Source organism: Deltaproteobacteria bacterium HGW-Deltaproteobacteria-2, from assembly GCA_002840505.1.
Lineage (GTDB): Bacteria > Desulfobacterota > Syntrophia > Syntrophales > Smithellaceae > Smithella.
Genome location: PHBC01000002.1, coordinates 316,695 through 335,570, shown reverse-complemented (window position 1 = coordinate 335,570; position 18,876 = coordinate 316,695). Strand labels below are relative to the sequence as shown.

15 protein-coding genes and 1 tRNA gene are annotated in these 18,876 nt (G+C 43.2%); all 16 read left to right on the top strand.

Annotated features, from left to right (window positions below; translation table 11 throughout):
* Position 1: 1 nt before the first annotated feature.
* Complete coding sequence (locus tag CVU62_05860; protein PKN38375.1) at positions 2 to 1,195, top strand: aspartate aminotransferase; 1,194 nt, start codon at positions 2 to 4, stop codon at positions 1,193 to 1,195.
* Between the two features lie 16 nt (positions 1,196 to 1,211).
* The gene (locus CVU62_05855; protein ID PKN38374.1) at positions 1,212 to 2,618 is read left to right on the top strand and encodes an amidophosphoribosyltransferase; all 1,407 of its coding nucleotides are present in this window, start codon (positions 1,212 to 1,214) and stop codon (positions 2,616 to 2,618) included.
* Between the two features lie 293 nt (positions 2,619 to 2,911).
* Complete coding sequence (locus tag CVU62_05850; GenBank protein PKN38578.1) at positions 2,912 to 3,976, top strand: 4-hydroxy-3-methylbut-2-en-1-yl diphosphate synthase; 1,065 nt, start codon at positions 2,912 to 2,914, stop codon at positions 3,974 to 3,976.
* Complete coding sequence (locus CVU62_05845) at positions 3,976 to 5,700, top strand: proline--tRNA ligase (protein PKN38373.1); 1,725 nt, start codon at positions 3,976 to 3,978, stop codon at positions 5,698 to 5,700. The genes CVU62_05850 and CVU62_05845 overlap by 1 nt, the downstream gene beginning before the upstream one ends.
* A gap of 261 nt (positions 5,701 to 5,961) precedes the next feature.
* Positions 5,962 to 8,118 (top strand): GTP pyrophosphokinase, encoded by a 2,157-nt coding sequence (locus CVU62_05840; protein ID PKN38372.1) that lies wholly within the window; start codon positions 5,962 to 5,964, stop codon positions 8,116 to 8,118.
* A gap of 82 nt (positions 8,119 to 8,200) precedes the next feature.
* On the top strand, positions 8,201 to 8,887 hold the full coding sequence (locus tag CVU62_05835; protein ID PKN38371.1) for a hypothetical protein: 687 nt from the start codon (positions 8,201 to 8,203) through the stop codon (positions 8,885 to 8,887).
* Between the two features lie 12 nt (positions 8,888 to 8,899).
* On the top strand, positions 8,900 to 9,628 hold the full coding sequence (locus CVU62_05830; GenBank protein ID PKN38577.1) for a ribonuclease PH: 729 nt from the start codon (positions 8,900 to 8,902) through the stop codon (positions 9,626 to 9,628).
* Positions 9,625 to 10,227 carry a non-canonical purine NTP pyrophosphatase gene (locus CVU62_05825; GenBank protein PKN38370.1) on the top strand — a complete coding sequence of 201 codons (603 nt, stop codon included), beginning with the start codon at positions 9,625 to 9,627 and terminating at the stop codon, positions 10,225 to 10,227. Before CVU62_05830 ends, CVU62_05825 begins: the two co-directional genes overlap by 4 nt.
* Positions 10,218 to 10,294 (top strand) — tRNA-Pro (locus CVU62_05820). The genes CVU62_05825 and CVU62_05820 overlap by 10 nt, the downstream gene beginning before the upstream one ends.
* A gap of 602 nt (positions 10,295 to 10,896) precedes the next feature.
* Positions 10,897 to 12,024, top strand: coding sequence for a sugar transporter (locus tag CVU62_05815; GenBank protein PKN38369.1), 1,128 nt, complete (start codon positions 10,897 to 10,899; stop codon positions 12,022 to 12,024).
* 12 nt (positions 12,025 to 12,036) lie between these two features.
* On the top strand, positions 12,037 to 14,466 hold the full coding sequence (locus CVU62_05810) for a protein tyrosine kinase (protein PKN38368.1): 2,430 nt from the start codon (positions 12,037 to 12,039) through the stop codon (positions 14,464 to 14,466).
* 109 nt (positions 14,467 to 14,575) lie between these two features.
* Positions 14,576 to 14,932 (top strand): four helix bundle protein, encoded by a 357-nt coding sequence (locus CVU62_05805; GenBank protein ID PKN38367.1) that lies wholly within the window; start codon positions 14,576 to 14,578, stop codon positions 14,930 to 14,932.
* A gap of 183 nt (positions 14,933 to 15,115) precedes the next feature.
* Positions 15,116 to 15,727, top strand: a complete 612-nt coding sequence (locus CVU62_05800) for a hypothetical protein (protein ID PKN38366.1) — start codon at positions 15,116 to 15,118, stop codon at positions 15,725 to 15,727.
* Between the two features lie 46 nt (positions 15,728 to 15,773).
* On the top strand, positions 15,774 to 16,139 hold the full coding sequence (locus tag CVU62_05795) for a hypothetical protein (protein ID PKN38365.1): 366 nt from the start codon (positions 15,774 to 15,776) through the stop codon (positions 16,137 to 16,139).
* Between the two features lie 292 nt (positions 16,140 to 16,431).
* Positions 16,432 to 17,487, top strand: coding sequence for a UDP-glucose 4-epimerase GalE (galE, locus tag CVU62_05790; GenBank protein ID PKN38364.1), 1,056 nt, complete (start codon positions 16,432 to 16,434; stop codon positions 17,485 to 17,487).
* Between the two features lie 266 nt (positions 17,488 to 17,753).
* Positions 17,754 to 18,641, top strand: a complete 888-nt coding sequence (locus CVU62_05785) for a cysteine protease (protein PKN38363.1) — start codon at positions 17,754 to 17,756, stop codon at positions 18,639 to 18,641.
* The last annotated feature ends 235 nt before the right edge of the window (positions 18,642 to 18,876 follow it).

Here is an 18,876-nt window from a genome sequence, read left to right as displayed (position 1 = left end):
TGTGCGATTATCGTCCAGGGTAGCGAAAATTAAACCATCGGAAACTTTAGCCATTACTGCAAAAGCCAATGCTCTCAGAGCGCAGGGGAGAGACGTGATCGGCTTTGCGGCGGGTGAACCGGATTTTGATACACCGGCTAATATTAAGAATGCGGCAATTAAAGCCATTGACGCAGGTTTTACCAAATACACTCCGGTCGGAGGCACTGATGAACTTAAAGACGCTATTGCGGCGAAGTTAAAACGTGATAATGACTTGGAATATAAACGTTCGCAAATTGTTGTTTCCTGCGGAGCAAAACATACATTATATAATTTGGCGCAGGTTCTTTTTGATCCCGGTGACGAAGTCATTATTCCTGCTCCGTACTGGGTTTCTTATCCCGATATCATAGTTCTGGCCGAAGGCCGGCCGGTAATTATTCATACGAAGGAAAAAGACGGCTTTAAAATGACGCCGGAACAGTTAAAGGCTGCCATAAACAAAAATACCCGTGCGGTGATTATTAACAGTCCTTCCAATCCTACCGGAGCGGCTTATTCACAGGAAGAATTAAAAGCCATTGCTGCAGTTTTGCTGGACAAGGATATATTGGTTATTTCGGATGATATTTACGAAAAAATCTTTTACGCTGACTTTCCTTTTATGAATATAGCTGCCTGTGAACCAAAGTTAAAGGACAGGACAATAGTAGTTAATGGCGTGTCCAAAACTTATGCTATGACCGGTTGGCGCATTGGTTACGCTGCCGGACCGGAAGAGATAGTGGCGGCAGTAAATAAGATTCAAAGCCAAAACACTTCCAATCCGACGTCCATTGCTCAGAAAGCCGCCGTGGAAGCACTTTCCGGAGATCAAACTATTGTCGATCAAATGGTGAGCGAATTCCGGAAGCGAAAAGATTATATAGTCCATGCGCTCGAACAAATTCCAGAAGTAAAATGTTTTTCTCCTGAAGGAGCATTTTATGTCTTTCCAAATGTCTCCGGCATTTATGGACGCTCTTACAAAGGAAGAAAAATAACAAATTCCACGGAATTAATTGATTACTTGCTTGACGAAGCAAACGTGGCCGCTGTTCCCGGAGTGGCATTTGGCAGTGATGACCACATACGTTTATCTTATGCCACTTCCTTGAAAAATATTGAAGAAGGTATAAAACGAATTAATGTTGCTGTTTCTAAACTAGAATAGTGAGGAGATAAAATTAATGGGTGGCATTTTTGGAATTGTATCATCGGAAAATTGTGTCCAGACGCTTTTTTACGGAACCGATTACCATTCGCATTTAGGAACTGAAAGTGGCGGTATGGCGGTATGGGGACCAAAAGGTTTTTACAAAACCGTTCACAGTATATCTCAGGCTCAGTTTAAATCCCGATTCGTTGAAGACTACAAAAAAATGGAAGGGTGTTATGGTATTGGAGCGATTGATGATGAAACGCCCCAGCCATTAGTTTTTCATTCAAAATTTGGTGTTTATGCTGTCGCGGCATCCGGGCTGATAACTAATAAGGCTAAACTGGTAAATGAACTTCTTAATGAGGGCGCTTCATTTGGAGAAATGGCCGGTGGCGGCGTAAGTAACGCAGAAATTGTGGCTTCCCTTATTAACCGCGGGAATAATATTGTGGAAGGTATTGCCTCCATGCGCGGTGTAATTGAGGGTTCTATTTGCGCGCTGATATTGACTACGGAAGGAATATACGCAGCCCGGGATAAATATGGACGTTTTCCTTTATCCGTTGGTATAAATAAAAGCCAGAAAGATAAAAAATCTTATGTTGTGGCTACCGAAGCGAGCTCTTTTGAAAATCTTGGCTATGAGTTAATAAAATTTCTGGGACCGGGCGAAATAGTGCTGTTAACGCCGGACGGCGTAAAATTAATGAAGCCTGAAGGCACTGAAAAGAAAATTTGTGCATTTTTGTGGATATATACCGGTTATCCGTCATCCGCTTACGAAGGTATCAGAGTCGAGGGGGCGAGAGAAAGATGCGGCATCTACCTGGCAAAACGTGATAATGTTCAGGCGGACCTTGTTTCCGGTATTCCTGATTCCGGTGTTGGTCATGCCATAGGTTATGCTATGGGATCGGGCCTGCCCTATAGAAGGGTGCTGGTAAAATATACACCCGGTTACGGTCGTAGTTATACGCCGCCTGCACAGGAAATAAGAGACCTTGTTGCCACAATGAAGCTGTGCGCGGTGCGTGAAGTGATTAAAGGCAATCGCATAGTTGTTTGCGACGATTCCATCGTTCGCGGCACGCAGTTGAAAAACTTAACCGTCAAGAAATTGTGGGACAACGGCGCTAAAGAAATTCATATTCGACCTGCTTGTCCACCTTTAATGTTTCCCTGTATTTACGCGTCTTCTACAAGAACAACGGCGGAGTTGGCCGGCCGTAAAGCAATTCGCGCGCTGGAAGGAAAAGAAATCGAAAATCCGGAGGAGTATCTGGATACCAAATCGACCAAACATGCCCAAATGATTGATTGGATTCGTCGTGACTTGAACATTACTTCACTGAAATATCTGGCGATTGAGGATATGATTGCAGCGATAGGACTTCCGGCAGACCAGTTATGTTTGCATTGTTGGTTGGGCAGATAAATTTCATCTTTGCTACATTTCTGTGCGAAAAAATATTTTGTTAATGAAAACTTTGTATTAGCCGTTTTAAATACAAATTACTCATTGCCTAAGATTAATTCACATGTTATAAATCCTACGTAAGAAACATTTGAATAAATTTCAATTTGTCATTTCGACCGTAGGGAGAAATCTTATAAAGTATTAATATAAAAAAAGATTTCTCGTCGCTTTACTCGAAATGACACGACGCAGTTTTTCAAATGTCTATAAAAAATATTGAGAAGCTGACGCTTGTGGAACATTTATCCTCAATCAAGAGAAAAAGAACAAAGAAAATAAATCTTGATCATATAGAAATAGGTGGAGATGCGCCGGTTGTTGTACAATCGATGACCAATACGGATACACGCGATGTCCAAGCTACTGTCGCGCAGATTAAATCTCTGGAGAGAGCCGGATGTGAAGTTGTCCGCGTTGCCTTGCCTGATAAAGAAGCTGTGGAAGCTCTGCCGCATATAAAAAAGAGAATAAAAATACCTCTGATAGCGGATATTCATTTTGATTACCGGCTGGCTGTAAGTGCCATGAAAAACGGGGTAGCCGGCATCAGGATCAACCCCGGCAATATCGCTCCTGATAAAATCCGCCAGATCATCGAAGTTGCCAAAGAACGGGAAACAGTAATTCGTATTGGTATTAATTCCGGTTCTCTGCAAAAAGATTTATTGCTGAAATACGGAGGCGCAACGGCGGAAGCCCTTGTCGAAAGCTCTTTACGGAATATCGATCTTTTTGAGCATCAGGGCTTTAAAAAAATAAAATTATCCCTGAAATCATCGGATGTTCCCACCATGATAGAGGCTTATCGCGCAATTTCCGCCAGGACCGACTATCCTCTGCATTTGGGAGTGACTGAAGCCGGCTCATTGGCTAATGCCGCGATAAAATCGGCGCTGGGAATCGGAACGCTTCTTTATGAAGGCATCGGCGATACAATCAGGGTTTCTGTTACCGGCAACCCGGTTTCGGAGATTCCCGTTGCCTATGGCATTTTGCGGGCTTTGAACATCAGGAGGATCGGGCCGGATATCGTTTCCTGTCCGACTTGCGGGCGTTGTGAAATTGATCTTTTAAATTTGACAGATAAGATTGAAAAAGCACTTGCCGGCAAAAAAGATTATTTGAAAGTAGCTTTAATGGGCTGTGTTGTAAACGGGCCGGGTGAATCTGCCGATGCAGATATCGGTATTGCCGGAGGCAGAGGGCAGGGGATTCTTTTTAAAAAAGGAAAAGCCGTAAAAAAAGTTAAAGAACAGGACTTTTTTAAAGTATTACTGGAAGAAATAAATTTGATGATTAAGGAAAGGAAGAATTAATGCGTTATTCAGAGATGTTTTTGCCGACCGGCAGGGAAGTGCCGTCAGATGCTGAAGTTATAAGCCAGCAACTGATGATCAGAGCCGGCATGATCAGAAAATTGACCAGCGGCATATATTCATACCTGCCGCTAGGTTACCGGGTTATTCGCAAACTGGAACAAATTATCCGGGAGGAAATGAACAAAGCCGGAGCGCAGGAAGTTCATATGCCCATGGTTCAACCCACGGAGCTGTGGCAGGAATCAGGACGCTGGGAGCATTATGGAAAGGAACTTTTGAGATTTCGCGATCGTCATGATCATGAATACTGCCTCGGACCTACTCATGAAGAAGTAATCACTTCTCTGGTACGCAACGATATAAAAACCTATCGTCAGTTGCCGCGCAATCTTTATCAGATTCAAACAAAATTCCGTGATGAAGTCCGTCCTCGCTTTGGTGTGATGCGTTGCCGCGAGTTCGGGATGAAAGATGCTTACAGTTTTGATGTTGATGAAGAAGGCGCGGAAAAAAGTTACGATAAAATGTTTGTAGCTTATAACAATATTTTCCGTCGTTGCGGTTTAAAATTCCGTCCCGTGGAAGCAGATTCCGGCAGCATCGGAGGAAAATATTCGCATGAGTTTATGGTGATGGCCGAATCCGGTGAAGATGCAATGGTATTTTGCGAAAAATGTTCATACGCCGCCAATCTGGAAAAGGCCGAAGTACCCTGTCCGGAGAAAAAAGAAATATACGAAGATGACTGGCTTTCTCTGGAGGAAGTTAATACCCCGAATGTGCGCACGATAGAAGAGGTTAGCGATTTTTTAAATGTGAAGCCTCAGGATATTGTGAAGACTTTGATTTTCAATGCCGATGGCCAACAGTACGCTGTGCTTATCCGTGGTGATCATGAAGTCAACGAAATAAAAGTGAAGAATTATATAGGCGCAAACGAGGTGGAGCTTGCCTCCGATGAAATTATCATGAAAGCTACCGGTGCGCCGAGAGGATTTGCCGGGCCGGTCAATATTAAAATACCGGTGCTTCTGGATTATTCCGTAATCGATATGGTCAATTTTGTCACCGGCGCCAATAAAGAAGATTACCACTATAGGAATGTCAATATTGGCAGGGACTTTCAGGTTCAGGCTTTTGCCGATTTCCGGGTTGTTACCGAACAGGATAAATGTCCACGCTGCGGCGGTGATATTAAATTTGCGCGCGGCATTGAAGTAGGCCACGTCTTTAAACTGGGAACAAAATACAGCAAAGCTATGAAAGCCGGATTCCTTGATAAAGACGGTCAGGAAAAAATTATGATAATGGGCTGTTACGGGATCGGGATCGGACGAACAGTGGCTGCCGGTATCGAGCAAAATCACGATGAAAACGGAATTATCTGGCCGATGCCATTGGCTCCATATCAGGTAATTATCACGCCCGTAAATGTTAACGAAGAAGATGTAATGGAAGCCGCGGGAAATCTTTATAAATCCATGCTTGCCGGGAACATTGAAGTTATTTTCGATGATCGTGACGAAAGAGCGGGTGTGAAGTTTAAGGATGCCGACTTGATCGGAATTCCGCTGAGAGTTGTTGTCGGCCGGAAAAATCTGGCTCAGGGAAACGTTGAATTGAAAATAAGAAAGACCGGCGAAAACAAATTATATCCGCTTCAGGAGATAGTGCAACAAGTGAAGCAGATTATAGCTCAGGAATTACAATATTCTGAATAACTTGATTTTGCCGTATTTTTATTTACTATCTTTGAAAAGCTGGAAACATTTGCATAATACCCATTGTGTCATTTCGAGGAGCAAAACGACGAGAAATCTTTCTTTGACATTATGACGTTAGATGATTTCTCCCCGGCATGCGCCAGGCTTTCGCCTTCGGTCGAAATGACAATTTGATCATTATGCAAAGCTTTCAGGTGTTAATTAATTAGATAAATAATTTATTCGCAATAGCCGTAACTGAAAAAAACTGGAAACTTAATGCTACGGATCAACGACATTATCGATAAAGCCCAAATTTACCTGCCTCCAGAAGACCTGGAAATGATTCAAAAGGCTTATATTTACTCGGCTTCAGTGCATCAGGGACAGGTAAGATTGTCCGGTGAACCATATCTTACTCATCCAATGGAAGTTGCGGGAATCCTGACCAATATGAAAATGGATGCCGCGACAATCATCAGCGGGTTGTTGCATGATACAATAGAGGATACTTTAACAACAGTCGAACATATTGATAACGAATTCGGCAAGGATGTGGCTTTTCTGGTAGGAGGATTGACAAAACTAAGCCGTATTTCTTTTGCTTCTCAGGAAGAAAGACAATCGGAAAACTTTCGCAAAATGATACTGGCCATGTCTGCCGATATTAGGATTTTACTGGTGCGTCTGGCTGACCGTATTCACAATATGAGAACTCTGCAGTATCATCCCAAGGAAAAAAGAATTTATATTGCCAGAGAAACGATAGATATATATGCGCCATTGGCCAATCGTCTCGGGATTAACTCGATGAGGATGGAATTGGAGGATTTGTCCTTTCAATATATTGCTCCGGAGGCTTATCAGGAATTATCGGCGAAAATAGCCAAATCCAATGAAGCCCGTAATCGTTATACGGAAGAAGTTAAGAGTATTATTTATACTGAATTGGGAAAATATTCCATCAAATGCAAAGTTGAAGGAAGAGCAAAACATCTTTACAGCATTTATAAAAAAATGCACGAGCAGCACATAAATTTTGACGAAGTTTATGACCTTATTGCCTTTCGAGTAATACTTGATTCCGATCAGGAAAGAAGTTGCTATGAAGTTTTAAGCATGGTGCATGCTTTGTGGAAGCCCGTTCCCGGAAGGTTTAAGGATTACATCGCCATGCCTAAGGCCAACCATTATCAATCATTGCATACCACGGTTATCGGGCCTTACGGAGAAAGAGTGGAAATTCAGATCAGAACCAGGAAAATGCACGAATGGGCGGAAAAAGGAATTGCTGCTCACTGGCGTTATAAGGAAGGGCTTGTCGACTATAAGAACAGTGAAGAAAATCAAATTAAAAAACTCAGAGAAATAATGGAAATACAAAATGAGGTAAAAGATCCGAAGGAATTCATGACCAATTTGAAATTGGCGTTATTCCCGGAAGAGGTTTATGTTTTTACCCCCGATGGCGACGTCAAATCCTTTCCCAAGGGAGCCACTCCCATTGATTTTGCCTATAGCATTCATACTGATGTCGGCAATCAGTGTATCGGAGCGAAAGTAAATAAAAGTATTGTTCCCTTAAAATATAAACTGCAAAATGGAGAGACAGTTGAAATCATAACTCAGACAGGTCATCATCCCAGCAAAGACTGGCTGAAAAATGCCGTAACGACGAGAGCAATTTCTAAAATCAGAAACTGGATTAATCTGGAAGAGAAGAAAAACAGTCTGGTTTTGGGACGTGATTTGCTGGATAAGGAATTTAAAAGACAAAATTTAAAATTCAGCAGTTATGTTAAGTCCGACGAAATTAAAAAAGTATTTAGCGATTGTTCTGTAAATACTCTTGATGAATTAATTTCCCAGGTAGGTCTCGGCCGGATTTCAGCCAAGCGCATAGTTAATAGTTTTCTGGCAGGAGAACCTGTCAGTATTCCGGAGCCGATTATCGATAAGATAAAGAAGAGGAGGGCTGCTTCACAGTCCATGGGCGTATCGCTTGTTGGCGTTGACGATATGGACGATGTCCTGTTAAATTTTGCTAAATGCTGCAATCCTATTCCCGGAGATGAAATATCGGGCTATATTTCGCGTGGGCGCGGTATCATTGTGCATACAAAAAATTGTCCCTACATTAAAAAAATGGGAAAAGAGAGGATTGTCGGCATAGAATGGAATGCCAGGGAAGAGAATACTTATCCCGTACACATTAAAATTGTATGTGATGATATCAAGGGTGTTTTGACGGAAGTCAGTTCCGTTATCTCGTCTTTTGACATCAATATAAGTTACGCGCAGATAGAAACAATCGACATGGTTGCTATCTGCAATTTTGTGATCGACATAAATACCTTAAATCAACTCAATCAAGTCCTGGCGGCAATCAGACAGTTAAAATTTGTTAAATCCATTGAGAGGTTAAGGCATTTCTGAAAATAATCAGCTTATCATTTGATTGTTGACAAACAAAGAGACTCTGCTATAAGCAAGCGCAAATTTAGTGCAGGTGAAAATTATGTTGGATAAGAAGAAAATATTGCTGATCCTTGGCATTTTAATGTCCTTATTAATTTTTACGAGTGGCGATTTATCCGCTGCGGGTAAAAAGAAAATAATCCTCATCGATCCGGCACATGGAGGAAAGGATCCGGGCGTTAAAATGTCCAATGATGTTAACGAAAAGGATATTACGCTGACAGTTGCGTTATCGATAAAGCAACTGCTGGCCAGGGAAAATAATCTGGAAGTATTTCTAACCCGTGATTCAGATAAAACAGTGGATCTGGAAGACCGCAAAGATAGTATAAAAAAAATCAAACCGGACCTTCTTTTAAGTCTTCACGTTAATGGGGGATTTGGCAAAGAAGCTTCCGGGTTTGAGCTTTATTATCCGGAGTTCGGTGAGGAAGCGTTAAAAGAAAGAAAGGCAGCGAAAGACAATACTGTGCAGCTGAAAAATAAATGTCAGAATGAATCTTTAAGAATGGCGAAAATTATTCAGGGAAACATGAATGCTTTGTTCCCGCGAAAGGGCAGGGGCTTGCGGAAGGCTGATTTACCGGTAACTTATGGTCTGCTTGTTCCGGCTGTGAGTGTGGAAATGGGCTTTGCCACTAATCCTGAAGACAAAAAAAAATTGCTTTCCGTGAAGACGCAAACAGAAATTGCCAAGGCTTTGACTAAGAGCATTAAATCATTTTAAAGGTGATTGAAAATCGAAAGAAAATCAGGAAGAAAATTCGACGAACTGAGGTCGGTTAATATTACCAATAATTATTTGAAGAACGCTGCCGGTTCCGTTTTGGTAGAGTTTGGCAACACCAGGGTAATTTGTGCGGCCTCCATTGATGATAAACCGGCGCCTTTCCTTAGAAATACCGGAAAAGGCTGGTTGACGGCTGAATATTCGATGCTTCCCATGTCCACCCAAACCAGAAGTGCACGGGAATCAGTGCGGGGAAAATTGGGAGGCCGGACACACGAAATACAAAGATTAATCGGCAGGTCTCTTCGCGCCGTGACCGATTTAACCGCCTTTGGCGAAAAAACAATTTATCTGGATTGTGATGTTATTCAAGCCGATGGCGGAACCAGAACGGCATCAATTACCGGTGCATTTGTTGCGCTCATTGATTTATTTAAAAAATTGCGGGAGGATGGCGTAGTAAAACAAATTCCTGTCAATGATTTCTTGTCTGCCGTCAGTGTCGGTATAATTGACGGTCAGACTCTTCTCGATTTGGAATATGAAGAGGATTCCCGGGCGGAAGTGGATATGAATTTTGTCATGACCGGTTCGGGTCTTTTTATAGAAGTGCAGGGTACGGCGGAACGCATTCCTTTCAGCAAAGAGCAAATGACGCAAATGACTGAACTGGCGGAAAAAGGCATTCGGCAGATTATCGAAAAGCAGAAAGAAATTGTAGGTGATCTGAAGGGATGAAAATCGTTTTCGCTTCCGGTAACGAAGGAAAAGTCAAAGAAATTAAAGAAATGCTTGAAGGAATGGGAATCGAATTAGTTTCTTTGAAAGCATACGCCAATGTGCCGGAAATCGTGGAAGACGGAAGTACATTTCTGGAAAACGCCTTAAAGAAGGCGAGAATAATTTCCGAATTTACCAATGAAACGGTCTTGGCTGATGATTCGGGATTGCGGGTGGACGAATTAGGCGGCCAGCCGGGCATTTATTCAGCGCGTTATGCCGGAGAAAAGGCAACAGACGACGACAATATAGACCTTCTTCTGGAGAGGTTAAAAAATATTCCGCAGGAAAAAAGAACAGCTTTTTTTTGTTGCGCTCTTGTATTATATAGAACAGACGGCAGTTACGATTCTTTTGAATCAAAGTGGCAGGGTTTGATTATTGATGAACGCCGCGGAAAAAACGGATTCGGTTATGATCCGGTTTTCTTCGTGTCGGATCTGAAAAAAACAGCAGCAGAACTGCCTCCGGAAATAAAAAACAAAGTAAGTCATCGAGGGCAGGCTTTCGCCCAGCTCAGAAGAAAACTTGCTGAAAAATTGGATGTCGGGGCGTAGCGCAGCCTGGTAGCGCGCCTGGTTTGGGACCAGGATGTCGAGTGTTCAAATCACTCCGCCCCGACCATTTTATTGTCAAAAATCACACCATTTACTCTATGTTAAAAATAACCACTACATTGATATTCATTTATGCATAATTCTGCAAAGTTATGCAAGATTATCCATTGACAGAAAATGATGTAAGGAGTATTAAATCTTGTTCAATATTAAAGATGTAACAAGACCCAACCCTCCAAAGTTTGCTTCGGGGGTCTATATTCGTCATGCCTGTCAGTTACTTCTTTGTAACTGAGAGAGCGGAGCTTTATAAACCGTACATTTAAAAAAACATTTTCATGTTTCAGGGAAATGTGTATAGTTATCAGACGTTGAACAATTTTTATTCACTATTCACGTTTTAGTGAGCCAAACTGAAATCGAGTGAAACGATGATTGAAGTGTAAGGCGAATCCCGACGTCGTCGGGACGTAGCGGAGCGGGGCACCATTCACAGGTGTTTAATGAACCTAGAACATAGAGCTATTTTTCAAATGTGCATGTCATTCCGATGAGCCCCGATGTGTCGGGACGAAGAGGAATCTTAAAGATTTCTCCCTTCGATCGAAATGACAAAGATATTACTTAAAACTTAAATCTTAAAACTTAATTACTTAAAACTCTAAGGTAATCAAAATGACACGAAACAAACCCATCATTTCTGCAGTTTTATTTTTAATGCTCTTTACCTTTCTAATGCTGACAGGATGCGCAACGTATCGGGACATGCCTCCCGGAACCGTCAAAGATATACCCGGTCAGGAAACGAAAGACAAAAATTCACAAAATGTTCATAGCCCAATAGTAGAACAGCAAATAGTGACTGTAAGTCCCCTATCTGAACCTCCACCGCCGCCAGATTACATTGTCGGTCCCTATGATGTTCTGTCTATAAATGTGAGTAAGCCGGATTTCTCCGGCATGGGGTCAGCATCAGGGTCATCATCGTTAACCGAATCGAACCTCGGTACCGGTACGCAAGCAACCGGCTACCGGGTAGATGGAAAAGGAAATATTCAACTGCCTTTTGTGGGAACACTCCATGTCTCGGGCATGACTCAGCAAGATATACAAAACCAACTTATGAAAATCTACCCGAAATATTTTAAAGATCCCTGGGTGGCTGTTGACGTTAAAGAATACAAGAGCCAGCCCCTGTATATTTTAGGACAATTTAATAACACCGGTGTTATCTACATGGATCGTCCCTTCAACGTTCTTCAGGGGCTTGCCATGGGTAAGGGCTACGATGCCTCAGCTAACCCGAGAGCCGCGAGAATTATCCGGGACAAAAAAGTTTTACCGGTTGACATTTATGAACTGCTTATGAATGCCGATCAGAGTCAGAATATCTGGTTGAAGCCCGGCGACACCATCTACATGCCAGACAATAAAAATCGGGTGGTCTTTGTTTTCGGCGCGGCAAAAGGCGGAGGGCCGGTATCGATACCTCCGGCGGGACTTAATCTTCTGCAGGCTATCGCCACTGTCGGTTTACAGGAAATAGGGTATCACGCCCGGCGCGTGTTCCTCATCCGCTCCTTTTCGCCTACCCGCGGGCAATTGATGTTGATCGATGTCGATAAAATCATACAGGGCGATGCTATGCCCATGGCGCTTACCGAAGGCGACATTATTTATATACCCAAGAGCGCCTTGACGACTTGGAATGAAGCATTAGGTGAAATGCTGCCGACGCTTTCGGCCTTCAGCGCGATCCTGTCGCCCTTTGTCCAGATTAAATACCTTTCACAATAAAAGGATATTACCATGACCCCCAACGTTTCCATTCCTCCATCGCAACCACTTTTAAGAAGTGGAGAAAACGCGCACATTTATGATTATCTGAGTGTCATCCTGCGGCGCAGAAAACTTTTTGCTCTGGCCTTTTGCGCGGTATTCTTCTCCGTAGTGCTTTACACTTATTTCGTGAAGCCGATCTACGAAGCTTCCAGTACTCTCCATATCAAGAAGGAAAGAGGGCAGGGTGTATTGGTAGGCATGACCTTCGATCAATCAAACTCCATCGATGCAGAGCTGGAAATCATCAAATCCCGTACAAATGTCGAACAAGTCGCGAAGCGCCTCCATATGGACTGGCAGGTGACGAAAAAGTCGAAAGGTATGGACTTCAAACTGCTTGATTTTTCTTCCACGGCGAAAAACCCATCTTATAAAATTGAAATGACTGGTGCCGATACCTTTACGGTTAAAGATGACGATGACAAACTGATTGGCGAGGGAATTACCGGCCGTCTCCTGCAGGCAAAAGGTTTTAGTCTTCTCTTAAACGACCTCAAAGGTGAAAAAGGTGATAGTTTCCGCTTGAAACTTCTTCCCCTGCAAAACATTGCCGTAAGTTTGAAGGGAGGATTCAAGGCGACAGAGGTAGGAAACAGGACAAACATTGTCCGTATCTCATACAGCAGCACCGATCCGGTGCAAGCGCGGGATTTGGTTAATACTCTTGTACAAGTCTACTTGGGGCAGAACATTGAATTAAAAACCGAAGAGGCAAGCCGGACAGTCAGTTTCATCGAGAATCAGCTAAAAGGTTTGCGCGGGGAGCTGGAGGGCGCTGAACAGGACCTCGAGACCTACAAGAGTTCCTCCGGGATGTTCAAACTTGACAGTGAAGCGCAGGAAGTGGTCAAAAATCTTTCGGAGACGGAAAAATTACGGGCCGAAGTCCTATTTCAGAAGAAACAGGTTGAATTCGCCCTTGATGCCCTGAATAGTGCGCTGCGAAAGGGTAACATATACTCGCCGGCAATCATGCGAGACGATCCACTCGTAGCCGGGCTGGCGGCGAAACTCTCCGAATTGGAGATACAGAAACGAACATTGCTCACCGACTATACCGAGAACCATCCGGCCGTCAAAACTATACAGGGGCAGATCGATGAAATTCAGAAGAAAATTCGCTCCACTTATGAAACCAACCTGGTTAACCTGAATAAACAGCAGAGCTCCGTCACTCATCAACTGGACATTTACGAGAATAAATTGCGCAAGCTCCCCAAGGCGGAACGCGATCTGGCAAGGCTTACCCGAGTTTCTAATGTCAATGCCGGCATCTATACCTTTCTTCTTCAGAAGCATGAAGAGGCGCGTATCGCCAAGGCCACCACCGTCAGCAATATCAACATAGTCGATCCGGCCATTACTCCCGTTTCGCCGATTAAACCGAATAAGCCGAAAAACATCCTGCTGGGATTTCTCGTTGCCTGTATACTCGGCATCGGACTCGCATTTTTTCAGGAATATTTAGACGACACCATTAAAGATGCTGAAGAGGCAAAAAGAGCCATCGGTCTACCACTTCTAGCGGTCATTCCGTTCATTCCCAGCCGTGCGGAAAACGGAGAAGCTAAAAAGCGCTTACCGCTCATCACGCGCCTGGAACCGAAATCCCAGGTTGCTGAAGCCTTTCGTTCTCTGCGCACAAGTCTGCACTTTTCCGCTATTAACCGGAATAAAAAGATCATACTGATAACCAGCACTTTTCCGGGCGAGGGGAAAAGTATCATTACTGCCAATTTATCCAATACAATGGCTCAGACGGGAGTAAAGGTGCTTGTCGTGGACTGCGATCTGCGCCGTTCCTCTCTCCATGAAAAATTCGGTGTGAGCAAAGTTCCGGGACTGACCGAGGTACTAACCGGTGACACCACTTTTCGGGAGGTATTGCATGATACCGGGATTCCCGGCATCGATGTGATCAGTGCCGGCACTACTCCCCCCAATCCGGCAGAACTGCTCGGTTCGGAGGCTATGCGTCAATTCCTGATCACGCACAGAGAAGAGTATGACCATATCTTTATCGACGCTCCGCCGGTGCTGGCTGTTACAGACGCCCCGGTTCTTACCACTATGTCTGACATAGTGCTTTTGATAATGGAAGCCGGCCGAGTGCCCATCAAGGCGGCTCAGCACATGCGCGAGATGCTCGCCAACGTCCAGGCACCTGTAGCCGGCTTCGTGATGAATGACAAAACCGGCAGCGGCGAGACTTACGGCTACTATGGAAGCCGATATTACAGATACGGCGGATACGGACGCAAGTATGGCCGCGGTTACGGTTACGGATATTATTCAGACGCCGAACCGAATCACCGTAAAACGCCTCACCGTTGGGAAAAAGTCTTAAACTTCATTCCTGAAAAGTTACAAAAAGAAATAAAAAAAAGATTTAAGTAATTAAGTAGTTAAGTATTAAGTTTTAAGTAAACAATAAAATCCTTAATCCTTAATCCTTAATCACTTAAATCTTAATACTTTGATCTTAATTACTTAACTACTTAAATCTATGTCTTATAATTCTTTTGAGGAATTGGATGTTTGGAAACGGGCTTGTCGTTTGGCCGTAGATATATATGAAAGTTTGCGAAAATGCAGTGACTATGGATTGAAGGATCAAATGACGCGATCCGCGGTTTCAATTGCGTCGAATATTGCTGAAGGTGCTGAAAGAAACAGCAAAACAGAATATATTCGTTTTTTGCATATTGCCAAAGGATCAGCCGCTGAATTAAGAACGCAAGTTTACATTGCCCAACAAATCGGTATTTATAAAAATTCTAAAACCACAGAATTTGTTAAAGAACTAAAAGAAATATCTGCAATGCTTCAAGGCCTGATAAAATCACTATCTCCAAAAACTTAATTATTTTTATGGTATTTAATTTATACTTAATACTTAATTCTTAACTACTTAAATCTTAATACTTTGATCTTAATTACTTAATACTTAATTACTTAAATCTTATCTTATCCCATGATTGACTTTCACTCCCACATCTTGCCCGGTTTGGACGATGGGCCGACAACCATTGAGGAATCAGTAGAAATGGCGGCAGCATTGTGCAAAGCAGGATTCACCGCCGTTTACTGCACACCGCACCTCATTAAAAGCGTATACGAAGCGAACAATGAATCAGTTAAGGCATCCCTCATTGCCTTGCGGGCAAGGTTAGATAAAGAAAATATCGATATTGAGCTTTTTCCCGGCAGGGAATATTACCTGGATGAGTATCTGCCTGAATATTTAAAAGATCCATTGCCACTTGGTGAAACAAATTTTATCATGGTGGAGATTCCCATCCATATACCGCAGGAATTCATCAAAGAAACCTGCTTCAAGATCAAATGCAGAGGCTTTATTCCCATGATTGCTCATCCGGAGCGATGTGAACTTTTCGGCATTCCTGAGAAGCGGGAAAAGGCATGGTTTCGATTTACCAACTCGCAACGTAAAGATGAAGGCTCAAAACCAAATGGATCATCAATTTTAGACTATCTTAAAGATATCGGCTGTGCCTTTCAGGGAAATCTTGGCAGCTTCTTGGGACTTTACGGCTCTCAGGCACAAAAAACAGCCAACAAATTGCGAAAGATGGAAATATATACGCATTACGGCACCGACCTCCATTCACAAGCAGGAATTAAATACCTACGATAGAAGATTAGAGGTTTAGAAGGTTAGAAGATTAGAAGATTAGAAGAAAATGGCGAAAAATATTTACAGAGATCTGTTAGTCTGGCAAAAAAGTATATGCTTAATAAAGGAAGTTTACACCGAAGCTGACAAATTACCAAAATCGGAGGAATATAATCTTAAGCAGCAACTTAAAAGAGCTGTTGTTTCTGTTTCATTGAATATTGCTGAAGGGAAAAATCGAAGAACAGCGAAAGATTTTATTAATTTCCTTAATATTTCAAAAGGTTCTTTAGCAGAGACAGAAACTATTTTAATTATTTGCGCAGAACTTGGACTTTTGCAAATTCCGGAAGATTTATTTTCTCACATAGAAGAACTGGCAAAAATGATCAACAGCCTTATTACCAGCATAAGGACAAAGATAGAGGGTTAGAAGATTAGAAGATTAGGAGATTAGGAGATTAGAAGGTTAGAAGATTAGAAGCTACTAATCCTCTAAACATCCAATCCGTCCAAACTTCTAAAATGACGAGGTACAAATGACAACTTCTAAAGCATCTAATCATCCAATCCTCCAAACTTCTAAAATGACAAGGTACAAATGACAACTTCTAAAGCATCTAATCATCCAATCCTCCAAACTTCTAAAATGACGAGGTACAAATGATAACTTCTAAAGCATCTAATCATCCAATCCTCCAAACTTCTAAAATGAAAAGGTACAAATGACAACTTCTAAAGCATCTAATCATCCAATCCCCCAAACTTCTATTCTTGTCACCGGCGGAGCCGGCTATATCGGAAGCCACACCGTTGTGGCCCTCATGGCCGCTGGCTATGACCCGATTATTGTCGATAACCTTTCTAACAGCAAAGCTTCTGTTCTAAAACGTATAAAACAGGTCACAGGTAAACAGCCGATTTTCTATAAACTCGATCTGTGGGACATTGCCGCCCTCGACAAAGTATTTCAAAAACACTCAATCGCATCGGTTATTCATTTTGCGGGCTTCAAGGCCGTAGGCGAATCGGTTACCGAACCATTGAAATACTACGAAAACAACATACAAAGCACCATATCACTTTGCAATGTCATGACCATGCGCGACGTGAAGAAAATAATCTTCAGCTCATCAGCATCTGTTTACGGAGAAGCATCCATCATTCCTATTAAAGAGAATTCTTTGACGATGCCCGCTAGTCCTTATGCATGCACCAAACAAATGATCGAGCAGATTCTCAAAGATATTCATGTTGCCGATCCGGCTTGGCGTATAGCCCTGCTGCGATACTTCAATCCTGTCGGCGCTCATGAAAGCGGCTTGATGGGAGAAGACCCTCAGGGAATTCCCAACAACCTCATGCCCTATATCAGTCAGGTGGCCGTGGGCCTTCACAAAAAAGTAAATATTTTCGGTAACGACTATCCGACATCAGACGGCACAGGTGTGCGGGACTACATCCATGTTATGGATTTGGCAGAGGGGCATGTGGCCGCCCTGAAAAAAATAGATACGGCTACTTTTAAAACGCCGCAGATTATTAATCTGGGTACCGGTAGCGGTTACACCGTTATGGAAATACTGCACGCTTTTGAAAAAGCATCAGGGAAGGTGATACCTTATCGTATTACCAAACGCCGCCCCGGTGATGTTGCCGCCTGCTATGCAGATACAAAACTTGCGCAAAAGCTTCTGGGATGGAAGGTCAGACGCAATCTTGCCGATATGTGCGCCGACGCATGGCGCTGGCAATCCCAAAATCCCACCGGCTACCCTTGAGAAGATTAGAGGGTTAGAGGGTTAGAGGGTTAGAGGATTAGCAAGAATGATACTCTTTGTCATTCCGGTTCCGCATACGCGGGATGTTACTCCGGCAGGAATCCAGTATTGCTTTTTCCTGGATTCCCGATCAGGTCAGGAATGACAAAAGGTACTTAAATCTTAAAACTTTGTTTTTCACGGATTACAAAACTTCTAATCTTCCAAACATCTAATCATCTATTCATCTATTCATCTAAACATCTATTTTTCAAACGGAGGTGCTAATGATCACATTCTCAAGAAAACGCGGCATGGGTTGGCTTCCTGATTATCCGGATTTTAGGGACTACACAGAAGAAACCGACGAAATAAAAACACTGCTTAAATCTACATCCACAAAGCGCACAAAAATCAAGGCAGACAGCTTGCCTGCTGCCGTAGATCTACGACCCTGGTGTTCGCCTGTTGAAGATCAGGGAATGCTTGGTTCCTGCACAGCCAATGCAGGAGCCGGAATCATCGAATACTACGAGCGAAAATCCTTCGGCAGACATACGGACGCCTCGCGTCTCTTTCTTTACAAAGTCACCCGCAACCTGATGAAAGCAAAAGGCGATACCGGTGCCTACCTGCGGACAACCATGGGTGCCATGATACTCTTTGGAGTACCGCCGGAAGACTATTGGCCATACACAGACGACGAAAAGAACTTTGACCTGGAACCAAACGCCTTTACCTATGCCTTTGCTTCCAACTACCAGACACTCACATACTTCCGGCATGATCCCCCGAATACAGATCCCGCAAAACTGCTCAACCAGCTCAAAACCTACATGGCAAAGGGGCATCCCGCCATGTTTGGCTTTACCGTTTACAACTCTATCGAGCAGGCGGATAAAACCGGGCGTATTCCCTACCCATCCGCGAAAGAGAAGATCGAAGGCGGACATGCCATCGTGGCCATAGGGTACGACGACAAGATAAAAATCAAGAACACGCATAACAAGGTGGAAACTACCGGCGCACTTTTAATAAGGAACTCATGGGGCACAAGCTGGGGAGAAGATGGCTACGGCTGGCTACCCTACGAATACATCAGTAAAGGCCTTGCCGAGGACTTCTGGACCATCCTGAAAAAAGAGTGGATCGACACCGGCGAGTTCGCAGAATAAAAGTACCTTGTCATTCCCGACCAGATCGGGAATCCAGGAAAAAATGTCACTTCGAATTCCGATTTGTCGGGACGAGAAGTCTTACTTAAACCTTAAATCTTAAAACTGTTTTTCAAAGGTACTAATTATTAATATTTCTGGATTCCGGCCAGGAGCATGCCGGAATGACAATCGGTGGTTTTCACCATTCACAATTCACTCTCCCCCTCTGGAAGGGGCGAAGGGAGAGGAAACC

What these genes read in the sequence shown, in the direction of transcription:
- CVU62_05855 (PKN38374.1), top strand. Translation starts at nt 1,212, where the DNA reads ATGGGTGGCATTTTTGGAATTGTATCATCGGAAAATTGTGTCCAGACG.
- CVU62_05845 (PKN38373.1), top strand. Translation starts at nt 3,976, where the DNA reads ATGCGTTATTCAGAGATGTTTTTGCCGACCGGCAGGGAAGTGCCGTCA.
- CVU62_05840 (PKN38372.1), top strand. Translation starts at nt 5,962, where the DNA reads ATGCTACGGATCAACGACATTATCGATAAAGCCCAAATTTACCTGCCT.
- CVU62_05835 (PKN38371.1), top strand. Translation starts at nt 8,201, where the DNA reads ATGTTGGATAAGAAGAAAATATTGCTGATCCTTGGCATTTTAATGTCC.
- CVU62_05825 (PKN38370.1), top strand. Translation starts at nt 9,625, where the DNA reads ATGAAAATCGTTTTCGCTTCCGGTAACGAAGGAAAAGTCAAAGAAATT.
- CVU62_05810 (PKN38368.1), top strand. Translation starts at nt 12,037, where the DNA reads ATGACCCCCAACGTTTCCATTCCTCCATCGCAACCACTTTTAAGAAGT.
- CVU62_05805 (PKN38367.1), top strand. Translation starts at nt 14,576, where the DNA reads ATGTCTTATAATTCTTTTGAGGAATTGGATGTTTGGAAACGGGCTTGT.
- CVU62_05800 (PKN38366.1), top strand. Translation starts at nt 15,116, where the DNA reads ATGGCGGCAGCATTGTGCAAAGCAGGATTCACCGCCGTTTACTGCACA.
- CVU62_05795 (PKN38365.1), top strand. Translation starts at nt 15,774, where the DNA reads ATGGCGAAAAATATTTACAGAGATCTGTTAGTCTGGCAAAAAAGTATA.
- galE (PKN38364.1), top strand. Translation starts at nt 16,432, where the DNA reads ATGACAACTTCTAAAGCATCTAATCATCCAATCCCCCAAACTTCTATT.
- CVU62_05785 (PKN38363.1), top strand. Translation starts at nt 17,754, where the DNA reads ATGATCACATTCTCAAGAAAACGCGGCATGGGTTGGCTTCCTGATTAT.